11 protein-coding genes are annotated in these 16,811 nt (G+C 48.2%); 4 read left to right on the top strand and 7 right to left on the bottom strand.

Features of this window, described 5'->3' with window-relative positions:
- Positions 1-308 precede the first annotated feature (308 nt).
- Both QP794_RS14320 and QP794_RS14315 read left to right on the top strand, forming a co-directional pair.
- The gene (locus tag QP794_RS14320) at positions 309-887 is read left to right on the top strand and encodes a hypothetical protein (protein WP_285077610.1); all 579 of its coding nucleotides are present in this window, start codon (positions 309-311) and stop codon (positions 885-887) included.
- A 255-nt stretch (positions 888-1,142) separates the two neighbouring features.
- Complete coding sequence (locus QP794_RS14315) at positions 1,143-2,912, top strand: alpha-glycosidase (protein WP_285077609.1); 1,770 nt, start codon at positions 1,143-1,145, stop codon at positions 2,910-2,912.
- Positions 2,913-3,149: 237 nt separating this feature from the next.
- Here QP794_RS14315 and QP794_RS14310 read toward each other — a convergent pair whose 3' ends face one another.
- Genes QP794_RS14310 through QP794_RS14300 form a run of 3 tightly spaced genes read right to left on the bottom strand, consistent with a single transcriptional unit; the run spans position 3,150 to position 7,344 of the window.
- Positions 3,150-4,556, bottom strand: a complete 1,407-nt coding sequence (locus QP794_RS14310) for an ANL family adenylate-forming protein (protein WP_285077607.1) — start codon at positions 4,554-4,556, stop codon at positions 3,150-3,152.
- Positions 4,553-5,968 carry a cysteine peptidase family C39 domain-containing protein gene (locus QP794_RS14305; protein WP_285077605.1) on the bottom strand — a complete coding sequence of 472 codons (1,416 nt, stop codon included), beginning with the start codon at positions 5,966-5,968 and terminating at the stop codon, positions 4,553-4,555. The genes QP794_RS14310 and QP794_RS14305 overlap by 4 nt, the downstream gene beginning before the upstream one ends.
- A gap of 2 nt (positions 5,969-5,970) precedes the next feature.
- A complete protein-coding gene (locus QP794_RS14300) occupies positions 5,971-7,344 on the bottom strand; it encodes an alpha/beta hydrolase (protein WP_285077603.1) in 1,374 nt (457 codons plus the stop codon).
- A 674-nt stretch (positions 7,345-8,018) separates the two neighbouring features.
- On the opposite strand from QP794_RS14300, the gene QP794_RS14295 reads away from it, so the two are divergent.
- A complete protein-coding gene (locus tag QP794_RS14295) occupies positions 8,019-10,175 on the top strand; it encodes an alpha-amylase family glycosyl hydrolase (RefSeq protein WP_285077601.1) in 2,157 nt (718 codons plus the stop codon).
- Between the two features lie 104 nt (positions 10,176-10,279).
- Here QP794_RS14295 and QP794_RS14290 read toward each other — a convergent pair whose 3' ends face one another.
- The 4 genes from QP794_RS14290 to QP794_RS14275 form a co-directional block, all read right to left on the bottom strand.
- Positions 10,280-11,566 carry an MFS transporter gene (locus QP794_RS14290; RefSeq protein ID WP_285077599.1) on the bottom strand — a complete coding sequence of 429 codons (1,287 nt, stop codon included), beginning with the start codon at positions 11,564-11,566 and terminating at the stop codon, positions 10,280-10,282.
- Between the two features lie 162 nt (positions 11,567-11,728).
- Complete coding sequence (locus QP794_RS14285) at positions 11,729-12,565, bottom strand: sugar ABC transporter permease (RefSeq protein ID WP_024628944.1); 837 nt, start codon at positions 12,563-12,565, stop codon at positions 11,729-11,731.
- Positions 12,562-13,917, bottom strand: coding sequence for a carbohydrate ABC transporter permease (locus QP794_RS14280; RefSeq protein WP_079349976.1), 1,356 nt, complete (start codon positions 13,915-13,917; stop codon positions 12,562-12,564). The genes QP794_RS14285 and QP794_RS14280 overlap by 4 nt, the downstream gene beginning before the upstream one ends.
- Before the next feature lie 95 nt (positions 13,918-14,012).
- Positions 14,013-15,299 (bottom strand): sugar ABC transporter substrate-binding protein, encoded by a 1,287-nt coding sequence (locus QP794_RS14275; RefSeq protein ID WP_285077592.1) that lies wholly within the window; start codon positions 15,297-15,299, stop codon positions 14,013-14,015.
- Positions 15,300-15,756: 457 nt separating this feature from the next.
- Between QP794_RS14275 and QP794_RS14270 the strand changes: the two genes are divergently transcribed.
- Complete coding sequence (locus QP794_RS14270) at positions 15,757-16,785, top strand: LacI family DNA-binding transcriptional regulator (RefSeq protein WP_079349978.1); 1,029 nt, start codon at positions 15,757-15,759, stop codon at positions 16,783-16,785.
- Positions 16,786-16,811 lie beyond the last annotated feature (26 nt).

The raw sequence follows: 16,811 nt of genomic DNA, 5'->3' as shown, positions 1-16,811 counted from the left end.
AACCTTCACTCGATTATATCATCTGACCGCTCTCTGTACGTCCATTTTGGGCAGATTTAATTAAAAAAAGATCCCGCTCTCGATTGATTCAAATCGGGACCTTACGAATTCTATTTTTATTCATCTAACTACATTAATCATTCATTAAAAATATGGCACTGCTGTCTGGACTCCTATTCTTCCCTTTTGTTAATTCAAAACAAATTATAGATTCCATGTCTGTCAATCGATTCCTGTAATTTCTTGTCGTGCTATGTTAGATTATCCATTGGAATAATATCACATATATAGATAGGGGAAATTAAAACGTGAAGAAATCATGGGTACTATCAATCATTATGAGTTTTGTTTTGCTCGGCGGGGTATTCACAACTGCAGGGTCGTATGCCGCTGCTGCAGATGACTCAACCACTACATATTCGGAGGACGCCTACTCCGAAGTTGACACAACAGAAGAAGAGCCGGAACTTACAGTCGAGGAAGAGGATTTCCTGAACTACCTGGATCAACTGGATAGCGCAGCGGTATATGAGGAGAAAGCCTTCGATGCTATGGCTGGCAGCTCATATATTACGTCTTCCAATCGCAAGTCCGTTTTCCTGAAATTGACCAATACAGCCATTCCCAACTACACCAAGTATGTATCCAAGCTGAAGCTGATCAAGCCGCAAAATGCGGAACTGCAAAAAATCCATGCCACTTTGATCAAAGGAAGCTATACACAATTGGAAGGATTCCAACTCGCTAAAAAAGCTGTCTCCAAAACAACGGTAAACAGTGCAGTCCTGAAACAAGGTAACGCCAAAATTGATGCAGGCAAGAAAAGCATCGAGAAATATCACAAAGAACTGTCTGCCTATGCCAATAAACTTGGGTATGAATTTTAGTAAATAGACCACCAAAATGTGTGTTGATTTTGAATCATTCTACCCTCACACATGAAGCGGGACACACCAGTCGTTCCAAAATAAACAAATTGAGATTTCAGGAAAAAAAAGTGTTTTCTTTTTCCAAATTAGTTCGTATAATAGCACTATAATCAAAAGGCTATGCTGCCGAAAGGTACAACCTCGTAAACATTGGGGTTGTGCCTTTTTTGCGTTTATAGCCGTATGATCCATCCCAACCAAGGAGTGAATGTCATGTTACTTGAAGCTATTTATCATCGTCCCAAAATGAATTGGTCCTACGTATACGACCGTTCGACCATGCACCTGAGACTCCGTTCCAAACGCGGCGATCTGGATGCCGTTATCGCTATTGTCGGGGATAAATATGCCTGGGATCGTACGATCCTCCACCTTCCTATGCGGATCTTTGCCCGTGATGCCCTGTTCGATTATTGGGAAGTGGAAGCGCAACCACCCTACCGCAGATTGCGCTACGGCTTCCAGCTGATTGAGGGCGAGGAATCCGTCTGGATGACGGAACGGGGATTTGAGCAGGCCCTGCCCGATCATCCGCTGGAATTTTTCGATTTTCCATTTATGAACCCGGTAGATATCTTCGAACCGCCAGCTTGGGTTAAGGATGCGGTGTTCTATCAGATTTTCCCTGAACGTTTTGCCAATGGTGATCCTTCGATCAGTCCGAAGAACGCAGAGCCCTGGGGCGGTGAACCGACGCCTTTCAATTTTTTCGGGGGTGACCTGCAGGGGGTTCTGGACCATCTCGACCATCTGAGTACGTTTGGTATTAACGCCATTTATTTCTGCCCGGTGTTCCAGGCTACAACCAACCATAAATACAATACCGCAGACTATATGAGGGTCGATCCCCACTTTGGCACCAATGAGAAATTGAAGGAACTGGTGGATGCGTGCCATGAACGCGGCATACGGGTTGTTCTGGATGCAGTGTTTAATCACTCCGGGAGAGAGTTTCTTCCATTCGTGGATGTGCTTGAGAAAGGAGCCGCTTCCCGTTATGCGGATTGGTTTCATGTCAGAGAGTGGCCGGCGCGTATTGAGGATGGCATTCCCACATATGAAACCTTTGCCTTCGAACCCCTTATGCCCAAACTGAACACGGAGCATCCCGAGGTCAAAGAATATTTGCTGGAGGTGGCCCGCTACTGGATTCAGGATATGGGTATCGACGGCTGGAGGCTGGATGTTGCCAATGAGGTAGACCATCAATTCTGGCGTGAATTCCGGCAAACGGTCAAAACCCTTAATCCGGATGCTTATCTGCTCGGCGAAATCTGGCATGATTCCATCATGTGGTTGCAAGGAGACCAGTTCGATGCGGTTATGAACTACCCGTTCACCAATTCCGTTATGGATTATGCCGTGCTCGGCAAGCTCGACGGTCTCGAGTTCGCCAACGAGATTGGCAAACTGCTTGCTGCTTATTCACAGCCTGTAACCGAGGCAGCTTTCAACCTGCTTGGCAGTCATGACACGCCGCGACTCCTCACCCTATGTGAAGGGGATGTACGCAAAATGAAGCTGGCTGTCATGCTGCTGCTTACGTACCCAGGTGCTCCTTGTATTTACTATGGTGATGAAGTAGGACTTGATGGAGGTTATGATCCAGGTTGCCGCAAATGTATGGAGTGGGACGAACAAAAGCAGAATAAGGATCTGCTCGACTTCTTCACCCAAGCCATTGCCCTGCGTAAACAACACGCTGCATTGCGCGGTGCGGACATCACGATGATTTACGCTGAAGCCGGAGATCCATGCATTGCTATTGGACGCAAGGATCAGGAGACCGGGGAACAATTCGTGCTTGTCCTGAATGCAAGCGAAGAACCCCGCAGTATAGAGTTACCACTACACCAGGGGACTTGGCGTAATGTATTCTCAGCCACAGCCCGGGAAACTCAGCAGAACAAGTTGAAGCTGGACTTGGAAGCGTACGGTTTCTCCCTGCTGCAGCTGGATGTGAAATCACACGTGAAAGCATAACATCTTGCTTCATTCTAAATCCTTCTTCCGATGAGACTCTTGGTACGTCGTATAAGGATATCTCACATTAAATTGTGTAAAGGGTTATCTCTCGTACGAATCACTTCGAATCTGTTCAACAAAAGGGGAACCGTAGATGCGTAATGCATCCAACGGCTCCCCTCTCCAATTACAACTCACTATTTCCCATCCTGCATTGGCATTCATGAGTCGCTTCATTTATATGTTCATTCATTCTTAAGTCCCTTCCAAATCTTCCTCCATGCTTGCCGCAACCTCCTCAAGAACGGAGAAGCTTGGACCGGGATTTCTTATTTTCTTCATTCTTGGACTTGTTAATGTTTCATGAGTAACGACGATCTTTTGCGGGATTTTGTATGGTGGCAGCTTGTCTTGGCAAAAGTCCCAGATTTGTCTGCGCAGTTCTGTAAGAGACTGTTCACCTGTAAGTCTGACCGTGGCCTTAACCATCTGCCCCGTAATTCCACTCGGCTCCCCGCTGACGACAGCCGTTTCAATGGAATCCATTTGCTCCAGAACGTTCTCCACTTCCGCAGGATAAACCTTACGTCCGCCTACATTAATGATCTCCGAGCGGCGACCCAGAATGCGAATGTAACCATCCTCCATCTCCGCTTCGTCTCCGGTCTGAAGCCAACCATCTTCCGTGAAAGGAGATGGAGCGTTCAGATACCCGATCATGGCTGTTTCACTCTGGATCTCAAGCAACCCGTCTACAATTCGATAACGGACTTCTCCATCACGCACCGTAAATAGCAAGGAATCCGAATCTTTGGAACGTGTCGGCAAAATGCCAAGCTCCGACATGCCATAAGCCTGCACCGTGCGTACATGCGGGAACTGTCGATTCCATGCTGCAAGCAGCGCCTCTGGCATAACCTCTGACCCATAGGAGACCACTTCGAGACTGGATAGGTCGAATTCCCGATAGATTTCACTAAGGAGCATTAGATTCATGAACGTTGGTGAGACCGGCAGCGCCTGAACGCGATACTTTTCAATGGTTCTGCATAATTCGACGGGTGAGCGATCCGATATGATACATAAACAGCCGCCGCTGGACAGAGATTGCAGCATCGTGTTTAAGCCGCCAATATGGTCAAACATCATGAAAGGAATGGTACAAAGCGGCCGGACTTGCCGCCTGAACCCGTTCAGCAGACGATCCGCGCTGTGAACAGCTGCTTTGCTTCGTCCTGTCGATCCGGAGGAGAAGATCACCAGACCTGCTTTCTTTTCCTGACCGAGCCTTGCCAATATCGGAGATCGACTAACTTGCACGGAGCAGCGTCTGGCTATAGCTTTCCCTTCTCCAACACTCATGCACCATTCTGCCTGAGCGAGCGCTGTATATTCATTCCGTTTAGCCTCAACCAAGTGTCGATCCAACGGAACCACAATACAATTCCGTTCCAGAAGAGCGATTAATGCCGCTGCCGCATAAGGAGAATAATCCTCTTCAAGCACAACGATTGTCCCTTCAAGACCTTCTCTGGAAATCCACTGACCAAGGGTGTTCACCTGATCCAATAACCAGATATAACTATATTGCTCATCCTTCCATATCAAGGCAGGGCGAAAATCATACGCGGCGAACCGTTCCAGAAGAAAAGTGATATTCATCCCTCATCATCCTTCGGGCCATGTTTCAATTGCACCTCCAAATATTCAACCAGCGATTCCACCGTTCGGTAAGGACTTTCGGGCATGGAAGCAGCGGCTATTTCCGCGAGAGTTATCCCTACACCAAACGTATCTTCAACCCCTTGCTCTACAACCGCAAGTAAAGTGACAAGTTCAAGGGAGTCCAGTCTCCCCCGCCTTCCATATAAGGGCGCCTGCAAACCATGCTCCAGAGGAATGGGCGCGTTATGGTACCGATTAATCTCATCGCAGCTATCCAACACAATCCGCTCAATAACTTCCCGTTGTGAAGGAGCGGAGTTCTCTGCAGTCGATGATGTCTGTCTGAATCGGTCAGCATGCTGATGTGTCGTCATCAGCGCTTCGTACCAGCGCAATTCATCCGCCGCCAATTTTTCGATAATATCCGTTAACTGCTCCCGCCATTCAGGGCTTCGTTTCATTCTGGCGATCTGCAGCAGCTTGTGAGCCTGTTCCCAGCGAGCTATCAATGCACTGAATTCCGCAACATATTGATCATGGGGAGAATCAAGCCATTTGGCGGCCTCTTCTAGCAAATCACGGAAAAAGTAGCGGCTCCAGCGCATGTCAAACAGGAACGCGGAGATGGCTTTCTCTTTTTCACGATCCACCTCGGCATCCGGTTGCAGTCTTTGTAACAATTGTGAAGATACAGCCTTTCCAAAATAATAGCTTCGATTGCCCTGCCAGACGGTTCTGCCCGTGATGAATTCATGGGCTTGGGTCGCCAGCGCAGAACGCAGCATGTTCCGGTAGCCTGCAGAGTCGAGTGTTTCCACCGCACGGATCTCCATCGTGCCATAGGTCCGTAATGTTTCTTTTCGCCGGGCTATTTCCAGCTCAGAGATATTTTTGTTTCCTTTCCAGAACTCCTGGAAATCAGCAGCCGATACAGCTCCCATGTATTTGGAGGGAACAGGATCATAGATATAGAACTGCTCCTCATCCATCCCGTACACAGCCAGCCAATGATCGACCAGATGCAGGCGCGAGCCTTGTTTAACGAGTTTGTGAATATATTCCGGATTTCGATAATCCTCCCCGTAAGGCAAACAATAACTTGTGCCTGTGACGATCAAAAGGTCCTTATTTTCAAGGCGCTCCCGCATATATGCCTTTCCTTGTTCGAAGCTGTCAAATTCCCGTTCTCCAAACACTTCCCACATCGGCTCCCCATAATCCAGCTTATGAAAATAAGGCTTGATCAGGCCACGATCCGAACAGGAAGGCAGACTATACAAGCGGCTGGAAGCCAGCAATCCGAGACTGCTTAATGAGCCCTGACGCTGAAGGATTTCATGAATCAAAGGAAAATTGCAGGGATAATAATACGGAATATCCATCGTTGGTTGAAATGGTTGACTAATCATGGCTACCTCCTGTTCCCGGCCTTGGCAGCTGTGCTGCCCCAAGACTGGATTTTGTAATGAAGAGACAGGTTATCACGGGCACGAAACACCCGATTGGGCAGTGCCTTGCCATCTGCATCGGTCTCAAACTGCCGGAAGCCTCGCGTGAATCTGAACCGAAATCCGCTGTCACGCGGAACCTCGAAGCAGCCCTCATAACGGCCGCCGCCTGCGTGCAGAAGCTTCATGCCCATGCCTCCATAGATCGAGTCATCATACATGTCCTGATACGGTACCTCCGCACTCATGCAGACTGTCACGTGACCCGATAATTCCTCCACAACCGTGTACATGCGTGATGCCGACAACGCTCCCACCGTCAGGGTAACGACTGCATGACCCGTCTTGACAGGAACCAGTTCCCCATTGGGTCGTACCTCAAGAACATCGGGTTGACCGGACCTATATTCCCCATCAAGCACACTCATGGTGAACCCACTATCATGATGAAGCAGCGCATTGATTTGAACTCTCATTCCGCCCTTCAAACCAATAACGTCCCTCCCCGATAATTCCAGAGAGACCGGTTTGCCGATTCGGCCAAACATGTACATCAGCGGAAGGTGAACCCGCTCTCCCCAATCCGCTTCCTGATGACCTGCATCCGGCTGTTCCAGAAATGCGATGTCCTTGCCAGGTTTATACCCCAGTTCAAGCATTTGATGGGCTATTTTCCTTACCTGGGAAGGCAGAAACAATCCTTCGGCGTCCCCAATATCCATCCACATTTGAATCGAAGCACTGCTCTCAGGCATGAGATACATGTCCTCTTCCAGAAGCCTGCTGTCCGACGCTTCGTCCAGCTGTACGTCCACGAAGAAGGGAGAGAGCATGATTAGTTTGCCAAAAATTTCGGGATGACGTGTTCCCATATGAAAGGTGCTGAGTGCCGCTGCGGAAGAACCAAGCAGTCCCGTATTGTCCTTGTCCGGAAGTGTGCGGTAATGCTCGTCAATGAACGGTTTCAGCTCATGAATGATAAAGTGTTCATAATCCAGGCCGGAGCAGCCCACACTCACCGCTTCTCTTGCAGGCGCAATGAAATGATAGAATTCATTGTGTGTAACTGGACGAACATGGGCAATTCCGACAATGATCAGCCCATCCATCAAGCCTTGAGCGATCAGTTGGTCTGCTGCCTGATCTACGTGCCACGTTTCATTTCCCGCAGTCGAAGAGCCGAAGGCTCTCTGACCCGCATGCATGTATAACACCGGATAACGATGATCCACATGCTCCTTATAGCCTGGTGGCAAATAGACAAAAATCTTTCTCGTGTTGTCCAGCCTGGATGCCTTGAAACCTTCCACACATTCGATGACAGAATGAGTGTTCACTGAGCCATCAACCGCCTCTCCTATAGATTCCCCTTGTACACACTGGTTTTTTCCGGTTATGCCTGCTTTGTTCTTCCTTCGGCTACATCGACAAACAACCCCGTCTCTGAAGAGACGGGGTTGTTTTAAAACACCGAAATGTTCTAAAATGCATAGCCCTTATATTGGTGGGTCTGCGAATAGTTTAAATCTGTTGAGCCTGATTTGTAAATATAGAAATAGAAAAAAAATGCTCAGGAAAAAGTTATTGACAACCAAACCATTATTTAATTATCATAACGTTGTGATTATAACTAGAGGGCCATGCTTTTAAACCCAATCGGTTTAGGACAACCCCGGTAACTCCATCAGGAGGTGCCGGGGTTGTTGGCATTCATAAGGAGGGGATATTGTTTAAGAATAACCTGCCAATGGCTGAATTGAAAGCGCTTTTCTAATTAGGGAAGAGAACACACATCAATATAAGTTGAACTAAACATTTACACGAGAACGGAGAGGACAGAAATAACCTGAAGAAGTGCAACGTTCGCCTTTATCCCCGGATTTTCCCCTTTGAAAAAGGGAATCAAAAAAAATCTGGGGATAACAGCGATCGGAAGGTTGTTCTGTCATCGGAGTGGTAAGTGTAAATATTCTTTAGTTCAATTTATATAATAAACGAAGGGTGGATTACCATGTTCAAATGGACCAAGCGAATCATCCTCAGTACCACGCTGAGCTTCAGCTTGCTGGCTGGAAGTGCACTGCCAATATTCCCGGCAGCCTCCGTATTCGCAGATGCGGATACCGCTGTAACCAACAAGCAGAACTTTAGCACCGATGTTATTTATCAAGTATTTACGGACCGCTTTCTGGACGGTAACCCCTCCAACAATCCTACTGGGGCGGCCTATGACGCCTCCTGTTCCAACCTGAAGCTCTATTGCGGGGGCGACTGGCAAGGACTGATTAACAAGATCAACGACAATTATTTTACCGATCTCGGCATTACGGCACTCTGGATTTCCCAGCCTGTGGAGAACATTTACTCGCTGATTAATTATTCCGGTGTCAATAATACGGCTTATCACGGCTATTGGGCACGTGACTTCAAGAAGACCAATCCTGCTTTCGGTACGATGACCGATTTCCAGAACCTGATCAATACGGCACATGCCAAGGGCATTAAAGTGATCATTGATTTTGCTCCCAACCATACCTCTCCTGCCATGGAAACCGATACCTCATTCGCAGAGAATGGAAAGTTGTACAATAACGGCACGCTGCTTGGTGGCTACACCAATGATACGAACAAATATTTCCACCACAATGGCGGCTCCGACTTCTCCACACTGGAGAATGGCATCTACAAAAACCTCTATGATCTCGCTGACCTGAATCACAACAACAGCACGATTGACACATACTTCAAGGATGCGATCAAGCTCTGGCTGGATATGGGCATTGACGGAATCCGGGTGGATGCGGTCAAGCATATGCCGATGGGATGGCAAAAGAACTGGATGTCCTCCATCTACGGCTACAAACCGGTGTTTACGTTTGGTGAATGGTTCCTGGGTTCATCCGCATCGGATGCGGACAACACCAACTTTGCCAATCAATCCGGGATGAGTCTGCTTGACTTCCGCTTCAACAATGAAGTACGTAACGTGTTCCGGGATAACACGTCCTCGATGGTTGCCCTGGATGCCATGATCACCAGCACTGCGGCTGATTATGCACAGGTGAATGATCAGGTAACCTTTATCGACAACCATGACATGGATCGTTTCAAAACAAGTGCCGTTAACAACCGTCGCCTGGAACAAGCTCTTGCATTTACACTTACCTCACGGGGCGTGCCAGCTATCTATTACGGTACGGAACAATATTTGACGGGTAACGGAGATCCTAACAACCGGGCGAAAATGCCTTCATTCTCCAAAACTACAACCGCTTTTAACGTCATCAGCAAACTGGCACCATTACGCAAAACCAATCCAGCTATCGCTTACGGAACTACCCAGCAGCGCTGGATTAACAATGATGTGTATGTGTATGAACGTAAATTCGGCAACAACGTGGCTGTCATAGCGGTTAACCGCAATCTCTCGAATTCCACTTCCATCAGCGGCCTTACTACATCGCTCCCTTCTGGAACATACAACGATGTACTTGCAGGTGCGCTAAACGGTAATAACATTACCTCCACAGGAGGTAACGTCTCTACCTTCACTTTGGCCGCAGGAGCCACAGCAGTTTGGCAGTATACAGCCGATACCACAACGCCAACCATCGGGCATGTAGGTCCTACCATGGGTAAAGCGGGCAACACCGTTACTATTAATGGTCGCGGATTCGGTACTACCAAAGGCACGGTCTATTTCGGTACAACAGCTGTGACCGGCTCAGCCATTACTTCCTGGGAAGATACTCAGATCAAAGTGACCATCCCTGCTGTTGCCGCCGGCAACTATGCAGTTAAAGTCGCAGCCAGCGGAGTCAACAGTAACACCTATAACAATTTCACGATTCTTAGTGGCAATCAGGTTTCCGTTCGTTTTGTGATCAACAATGCATCCACCACGCTTGGTCAGAATCTCTATCTGTCAGGTAGTGTCGCGGAGCTGGGCAACTGGTCCACAGGTCCTCTCGCCATTGGTCCAGCGTTTAATCAGGTGATCTACTCCTATCCAACCTGGTACTACGACGTCAGCGTACCTGCTGGAACGAAACTGGAATTCAAGTTTTTCAAAAAGAACGGCTCTACCATCACGTGGGAAAATGGTAATAACCATACCTTCACCACACCAACCAGCGGAACGGCAACCGTTACAGTAGACTGGCAATAGTCACTCCTTCATCTTCCTATCATTCAACCCGGAGTCAGACGCGATAAGCGCCTGCTCCGGGTTCTTTGATTGAGCTTGTTTTACCTTTGACATGGCATGCTTGGCTATCGATAGGTCCGAATGGATTTCAATCCTGCTGCTGCGACCACCCCTACCACCAAAAGCAACGCCCCAAGGCTTTCCAACACGGTTTGGGCACCCCATTGATCGGCCAGAACCGAAACCACCGTTAATCCCAGGATCGGGGCTGTACTTGTTATGGTACCGAGCACACCGTAGATTCTTCCCTGCAGCTCATCAGGAACCTCGGCACGCATCATGATCTGGGTTAACATCGTACAGCACGCAAACATGGCTCCCCCGGCAATAATCAGCGGCAAGGCCAGCAATGGAGAGGATACCTTGGATAACAGCATATACAGTGGACCAAGGACCAGTAAACCGATAAACACCCATCGTCCTCTTCGTTTCAACCGGTTGCCGGAGGCAATCAGAATCCCGGAACCCAGCATATACCCCAGAGGAATACACGTCTCGATCAGTCCGAACTGGACAGGATTCGCCTGCCATACGTTGACCGCCATGACCTGAACAAGCATGATGGCTGACATGAAGAAGAGAATCAGCAGCGGATTAAGAATGACGATGGAGCGAATCAGGGGATGTGCAAAGATGTAAGAGAACGAGCCACCCCACTCCTTGACGAACGATCCTCTATGCATGGAAGAACGTTGTACATCTGGGAAACGCCCGGCCAACATCACACATATCGCAGACAATAAAAAGGTCACACCCGTAATCATGATCGCCGTAAACCCTCCAAATGCAGAAACCGCAATTCCCGCTGCGGCAAGTCCGCTGATACGGGCAATATTATCGACCAAATGAATGGTTCCTGTAGCTTGCTGCAGATACTCCCTCCCCACCAGACTGGTTACCGAAGCGTGAAATGCAGGCGCCTGAAACAGGCTGGAGAACATCGAAAGGGAAAGCAAGAGCAGCACGAATGGAAAAGGAGCGTGCAGCACAAACAGACTCACTGCGATAATAAACGCCATGGCTCCACGAAACAAATCCGACGACAGCATCAGTTTTCTGCGATCCAGCCTGTCGGCAAACGTACCCGCGAATGATCCGAACAGAAAACTGACGACCATATTACATACCTGCACAGCTGCCATGCTCTTGGCACTTCCCGTGGTCTGCAACACCCACAGACTGATGGCAATGCCGTTGAAGCAATCACCGAATACAGAGATGCCGTAGCCGCACAAAATTCTGCGATAAGCAACATTGCGCCAAAGCGCCCTATTGGCCATTTTCTGACTCTCCGCTGCAGTGCGAGCCCCGTTTGGCCCCAATTCGGGTTCTGGGGACTGTAGCGTTCCCATCGATCTTTTCCTCCTTTTATCATTCGGTCTCAAACAGCAGACAGGCGCTTCCGAAGCAGTTCCAGCGATGAATGGAACCTCTCAGAAGCGCCTGATTGGTGGTGGCCTGGGTATGTTCTACAGGCTGTCTATGCGGTTAATTGTTTAATATCCTTTATCATTTTATCCTTTGGAGGCGCCAGAGGTCAGCCCCTGCACAAGGAAACGCTGCAGGAATACAAACAACAACGTAATCGGAATGGCGATCAGTACGGCCCCGGCAGCAAACATCGTAAAGTTACTGTCCTGATAGCGGCTAACCAGATCCCACATGCCGACTGCAAGGGTCCAGTTCTCTTTCGTCCGGAGTACCAGCCGGGCAAAGATAAAGTCCATCCACGCACCCGTAAAGCTGGTTAAAGCTACATAGGTCAGCATCGGCCGGGACAACGGCAAAATGATACTGGTGAACACGCGCAGATGACTGGCGCCGTCAATTCGTGCGGCTTCATCCAGACTGCGCGGGATGGTATCAAAGAACCCTTTGACAATAAATCCACCCAGCACGGCCCCGGACGAATAGACCAGAATCAACGCGGCATGGGTGTCCAGCAATTTGATCTGAAGCAAAATAATATAAATGGCGATCATACTCATGAAGCTGGGGAACATTCCCAGGATCAGCATGGTGGATAGAATGGTCTTCCGACCGCGAAACCGGAAACGGGATAAGGCATACATGCCCAACGTAACCATAAGCGTTGAGAAAATCATGGTGAAAAAGGCGATCTTCAACGTGTTCAGATACCATGTTCCATACATGAACGACGGGTTGTTAAACAGCTCCCCGTAATGTGCCAGCGTGAACGCTTCAGGCCACAGACGTTCACTGAACAGGGCCGCCCCTGGACGCAGTGACGAGAGAAATATCCACAAGACGGGATATACCGATACGATGGCAATGATGACCAGCAGCACATAACTGATCGTCAGACGCATGGGATTGTTGCGCTTTTTCATTGAATCATGTCCTCCTCCTTGAACGATTTGGAACGACGGAAATTCCAGATGGAGAACGACGCAATAATCAGGAAGATAATAATGCCGACCGCCGAAGCCATATTGAACTTGTTGTTATCCAACGTCAGTTTGTACAACCAGGTCACGAGAAGGTCGGTTGATCCCGCATATTGATAATCGCCTCGCAGCGGATTACCATTCGTCAGCAGGAAGATGACATTGAAGTTGTTGAAATTCCCGGCAAATTGCATAATAAGCACCGGTGTCGTAGCGAACATGATAAAAGGAAGCGTAATGATGCGGAACTTCTGAAAGCCGGACGCCCCGTCTACCTCAGCCGCTTCATACAAATCCCGTGGAATCGCCGTCAACACGCCCAGGATGAGCACCATGCTGACCGGGATTCCGATCCACATGTTGACAATGACGACGGTAACTTTTGCCCAGAACGGATCGGTTAACCAAGGCAGCCCCTCAAGACCAAAAGCCTTCATATACGTATTAATGGGACCGAACTGTCCGTTGAACAAGTTACGCATCAAAAGCAGTGAAATAATCTGCGGAATGGCATAAGGAAGAATGAATATCGTCCGCCACAGCTTTTTGAAACGAATGCCCTTCTGTTCGATGAGAAGCGCAACCAACACGCCCCCAAAATAGGTAGTGACGGTTGCCAGAATGGCCCAAATGACCGTCCACGTTAATACCCCAAAGAAGGTATGGCTCCACGATTTAAGCTGAACCAGGTCCGTAAACGTCTTAAAGCCCACCCAGTCCACCAGCTTGGCGGGCGGAATATGATCCGGTGCCGAGTAGTTAGTGAAGGCCAGCGTAATCGTAAACAAAATCGGCATAATCGTGAAAAACAGGATACCGAGGGCTGGAATCGACAAGAAAAGATACGGGAATTGTTTATCGAGCAGATATCTCAGGGAAGCAGAAGCTCTGGTAGCCTGCTTTCCTTCCTCTCTTAATTTCCCCGTGAGGTACGCGTCCCGGATATTGAAGATATACAGCAGAAGAAAAACGAAAAACACCAAAAGTACAATAATTCCATTGAGCAGCAAGAAGATGGAGTGGTCGCCCTGCTGCAGCACCGTTGATCCATTCACTTTGACAAAACGCTGCGTCTGCTCGCCCAGCGTCCATACTCCCCATACGGCTTGATTCAAACGAGGAATCAGATATGCGAGTCCAATTCCCTCCAGGATCAGAAAACATATTCCCTTGATCCATTGACGGTTATACAACTGTCCAAGTCCTTGCAGGACCACGGACAACACAGCCGCTGTCATGCGATGCTGTCTTTCTCTATTCGGCTTGACAGTGACTGGAACATGCTGCTGTTTCATTCATTCCTACTCCTTCCCGGCAAGCGAAGTTACCGATCAGTTATAGCAGAGTGCAGAGGAAGTGTTGGCATCCTCTGCACCTGCTCTTTTTTTATTTATTGGACAGTTGCAAGGCTCTCCTTGACTTGGTTGACTGCGTTATCCAGAGAGGTTTTTACATCCTTGCCTCCATCCCATATGTCGGTAATTGCCGCGCTGATGGGACCCCAAACGCTGTCCATGGCAGGAAGCGAAGGCATTGGAGTGGAGTTGTTGAATTGCTCAAGGAATGCCTTTGTAATCTCATCCCCCTGAATCTTCGGATCTGCCGCAACGTCTTTATTGGCCGGGAGAGTTCCGTTCATCTCAAAGTTGACCATCTGAGATTCGGCACTGGAGAGATATGCCGCAAACAGCTTGGCAGCATTCGGATAGGTTGTGAATGCATTGACGTAATATGCCTTGACTCCAGAGAAGGAAGTCATCGGTTTGCCTTCAATCGCCGGGAGTGGAGCAACACCGAAGTCAATACCGGCATTGCGATAATCGGCGATGGACCAAGGTCCGTTGATATCCATAGCCAGTTTTCCGCTTGAAAAGAGACCTTTCTTAATGTCATAGTTCACATCGCCCATTTTCACAGGCAGTACTTCCGATTTCAGCGTTTGCAAGAACTGACCGCCCTTGATGGCTCCTTCATTGTTGAGGCCAATATCCTCGCTGTTCATGCCTTCATCGCCAAAGATATATCCACCTTGGGAAGCCAGATAAGCGAAGTTGTAATAGAACTGCTGGAGCTCCCACATCAGGGTGTACTTGTTGTTTTTGGTGTCATTAAAGGTTTTGGCAAAGCTAATAATGTCATCAAATGATTTCGGTGCTTCGGGATAAAGCTTTTTGTTATAGAACAATGCATAAGTTTCTACGCTGTAGGGATAGCCGTATAAGATGTCTTTGAAGGTTACGGCTTTAACCGCATTGTCACTGGATGATTGTGTGGTCTGTTGCTCAAAAATATCGTTCGGCAAGATCAGTCCGGCTTCTGAAGCGCTGCCAATCTTGTCATGCGGGAAAACGACTACATCCGCAGCCAATCCCGCGGGTCCGTCCGTTGTCAGCTTGGTCACCTGATCGGTCGGCGGCAATTCCTCGATCTTTACAGAGACGCCGTACTCCTCTTCAAATTTCTTCGCTCGCTCCTCGATAAAGCTCCGCTGATTTTTATCCTCCCATATGACAAGGCTTGCGCCCTCTTCTGGCTGAATATTTTCCGCGGTCACTGTTGTTTCACCAGTCTCACCGCTGTCTGTTGTGGTTGGCGCAGCGCCTCCACCTCCGCTTGAACATGCGGTAAGTGTGAGTGCCATGAATCCTGCAAGTGCTGCTTGCTGCCATTTTCTCATTGAAATTCCCCCTTTTCGTAGTCATGATCGATGCTGTACTTGCGCTTTTCACCCGTTTTTCTGTGTACTGTTCCTGTATTCTGAAGTTCGGCATCTATCCGTTCGAACGTAATACAAACGTTTGCTCATATTAACCTCAGACTGGTCCAATCCTTATGTAATCGGGATGAATTTTCTTAGATGTATGTTGATTCAAGTCATGTAAGCGCTATAATAACAATCACATCATACAATAGCTAACTTTATTTGCACAAACGTTTGCACAAGTCATTTTTGCTCATTTTCCTTCATTTCGGCGGCATATGTCCCTGTAATTTCTGATTTCCTTGATCTCCCGCCTTCTTCCTTTATTTTGCTGCGTCTTCTTCCTCAAGGTGCAGTTAGCAATTGATTTATCAAAGTCTTTGAATTAACATAGGAGACATGTTGAAATGCTTGTACAGAAGGGATTTTTCACATGATTACAATCAAAGATATTGCCAAATTGGCGGGTGTATCCCCTTCTACGGTCTCACGGGTTATTTCCAACCATCCCAGAATCAGTTCGGAAACGTCACTCAAAGTGAAACAAATCATGAAAGAACTAAATTATCATCCAAATATGATGGCCAAAAGCCTTGTTTCCAAAACGACTCATACCCTGGGTATCATGCTGCCCCGACCTGCTGAAGAGCTGTTTCAGAACTACTTTTTCGGAGAATTGCTTCGGGGAATCATTACGCATGCCACCCGCATGAATTATGAACTTCTTCTCTCCACCGAAACGTCTTCCAGCGATGAATTGAATGCCATATCCCGCCTGGTGCATGGGCGACGTGTGGATGGTATTTTGCTGCTTGGCTCCAAACGGGAAGACCCGATTATTTCATTTTTGGAGGCGGAAAAGTTCCCCTTTGTACTGATTGGCCGCAGCGAAACGCATCCCGATGCACCGATGGTGGACAATAACAATATACAAACGGCATTCGATGCAACTACACATCTGATTGCCCAAGGACATAAACGAATTGGATTTGTTAGCGGACCACCGGATTTGACGTTGTCTCATGATCGCTTGCGGGGATATAATAATGCACTTAAAGAAGCGGGTCTTGATGCTAACAATGACTGGATCGTGGAAGGAGAATTCCTGCAGGAAAGCGGCTTCCGGGCGATGTCCCTGTTCATGTCGCTGCCGGACAGACCAACCGCCCTCGTTGTCATCGACGACAATGTTGCCTTCGGAGTGCTTCGTGCTCTGGCCGAACTGGGATATAACGTTCCTGAAGATATAAGTGTTGTGAGTTTTAATAATATCGCCTTATCGGAGCTTGCTTCCCCGCCGCTCAGTTCCATTGATATCGGAACTTATCAGCTAGGTTATACTGCGGTTCAGGTATTGTTGAAAATTTTGCATGGTGAACATCTGCCTCAAAATCCGGTTATTATCCCGCACCGCTTAATTGTTCGGGATTCGTCCCTCTTTACGTTATCTGGGAATGCGTAGACATGCCTGTGCAAACGTTTGTCCTA

The sequence above is a fragment of the Paenibacillus sp. UMB7766-LJ446 genome (assembly GCF_030226665.1).
Taxonomy (GTDB): domain Bacteria; phylum Bacillota; class Bacilli; order Paenibacillales; family Paenibacillaceae; genus Paenibacillus; species Paenibacillus vandeheii.
Note: the sequence above shows the minus strand (reverse complement) of the source record. Positions and strands in the feature narration are given on the sequence as shown.

Excerpts from the sequence above, each read along its gene's own strand:
- QP794_RS14315 (WP_285077609.1), top strand. The coding sequence starts at position 1,143 with ATGTTACTTGAAGCTATTTATCATCGTCCCAAAATGAATTGGTCCTAC.
- QP794_RS14310 (WP_285077607.1), bottom strand. The coding sequence starts at position 4,556 with ATGAATATCACTTTTCTTCTGGAACGGTTCGCCGCGTATGATTTTCGC.
- QP794_RS14305 (WP_285077605.1), bottom strand. The coding sequence starts at position 5,968 with ATGATTAGTCAACCATTTCAACCAACGATGGATATTCCGTATTATTAT.
- QP794_RS14295 (WP_285077601.1), top strand. The coding sequence starts at position 8,019 with ATGTTCAAATGGACCAAGCGAATCATCCTCAGTACCACGCTGAGCTTC.
- QP794_RS14290 (WP_285077599.1), bottom strand. The coding sequence starts at position 11,566 with ATGGGAACGCTACAGTCCCCAGAACCCGAATTGGGGCCAAACGGGGCT.
- QP794_RS14285 (WP_024628944.1), bottom strand. The coding sequence starts at position 12,565 with ATGAAAAAGCGCAACAATCCCATGCGTCTGACGATCAGTTATGTGCTG.
- QP794_RS14280 (WP_079349976.1), bottom strand. The coding sequence starts at position 13,917 with ATGAAACAGCAGCATGTTCCAGTCACTGTCAAGCCGAATAGAGAAAGA.
- QP794_RS14275 (WP_285077592.1), bottom strand. The coding sequence starts at position 15,299 with ATGAGAAAATGGCAGCAAGCAGCACTTGCAGGATTCATGGCACTCACA.
- QP794_RS14270 (WP_079349978.1), top strand. The coding sequence starts at position 15,757 with ATGATTACAATCAAAGATATTGCCAAATTGGCGGGTGTATCCCCTTCT.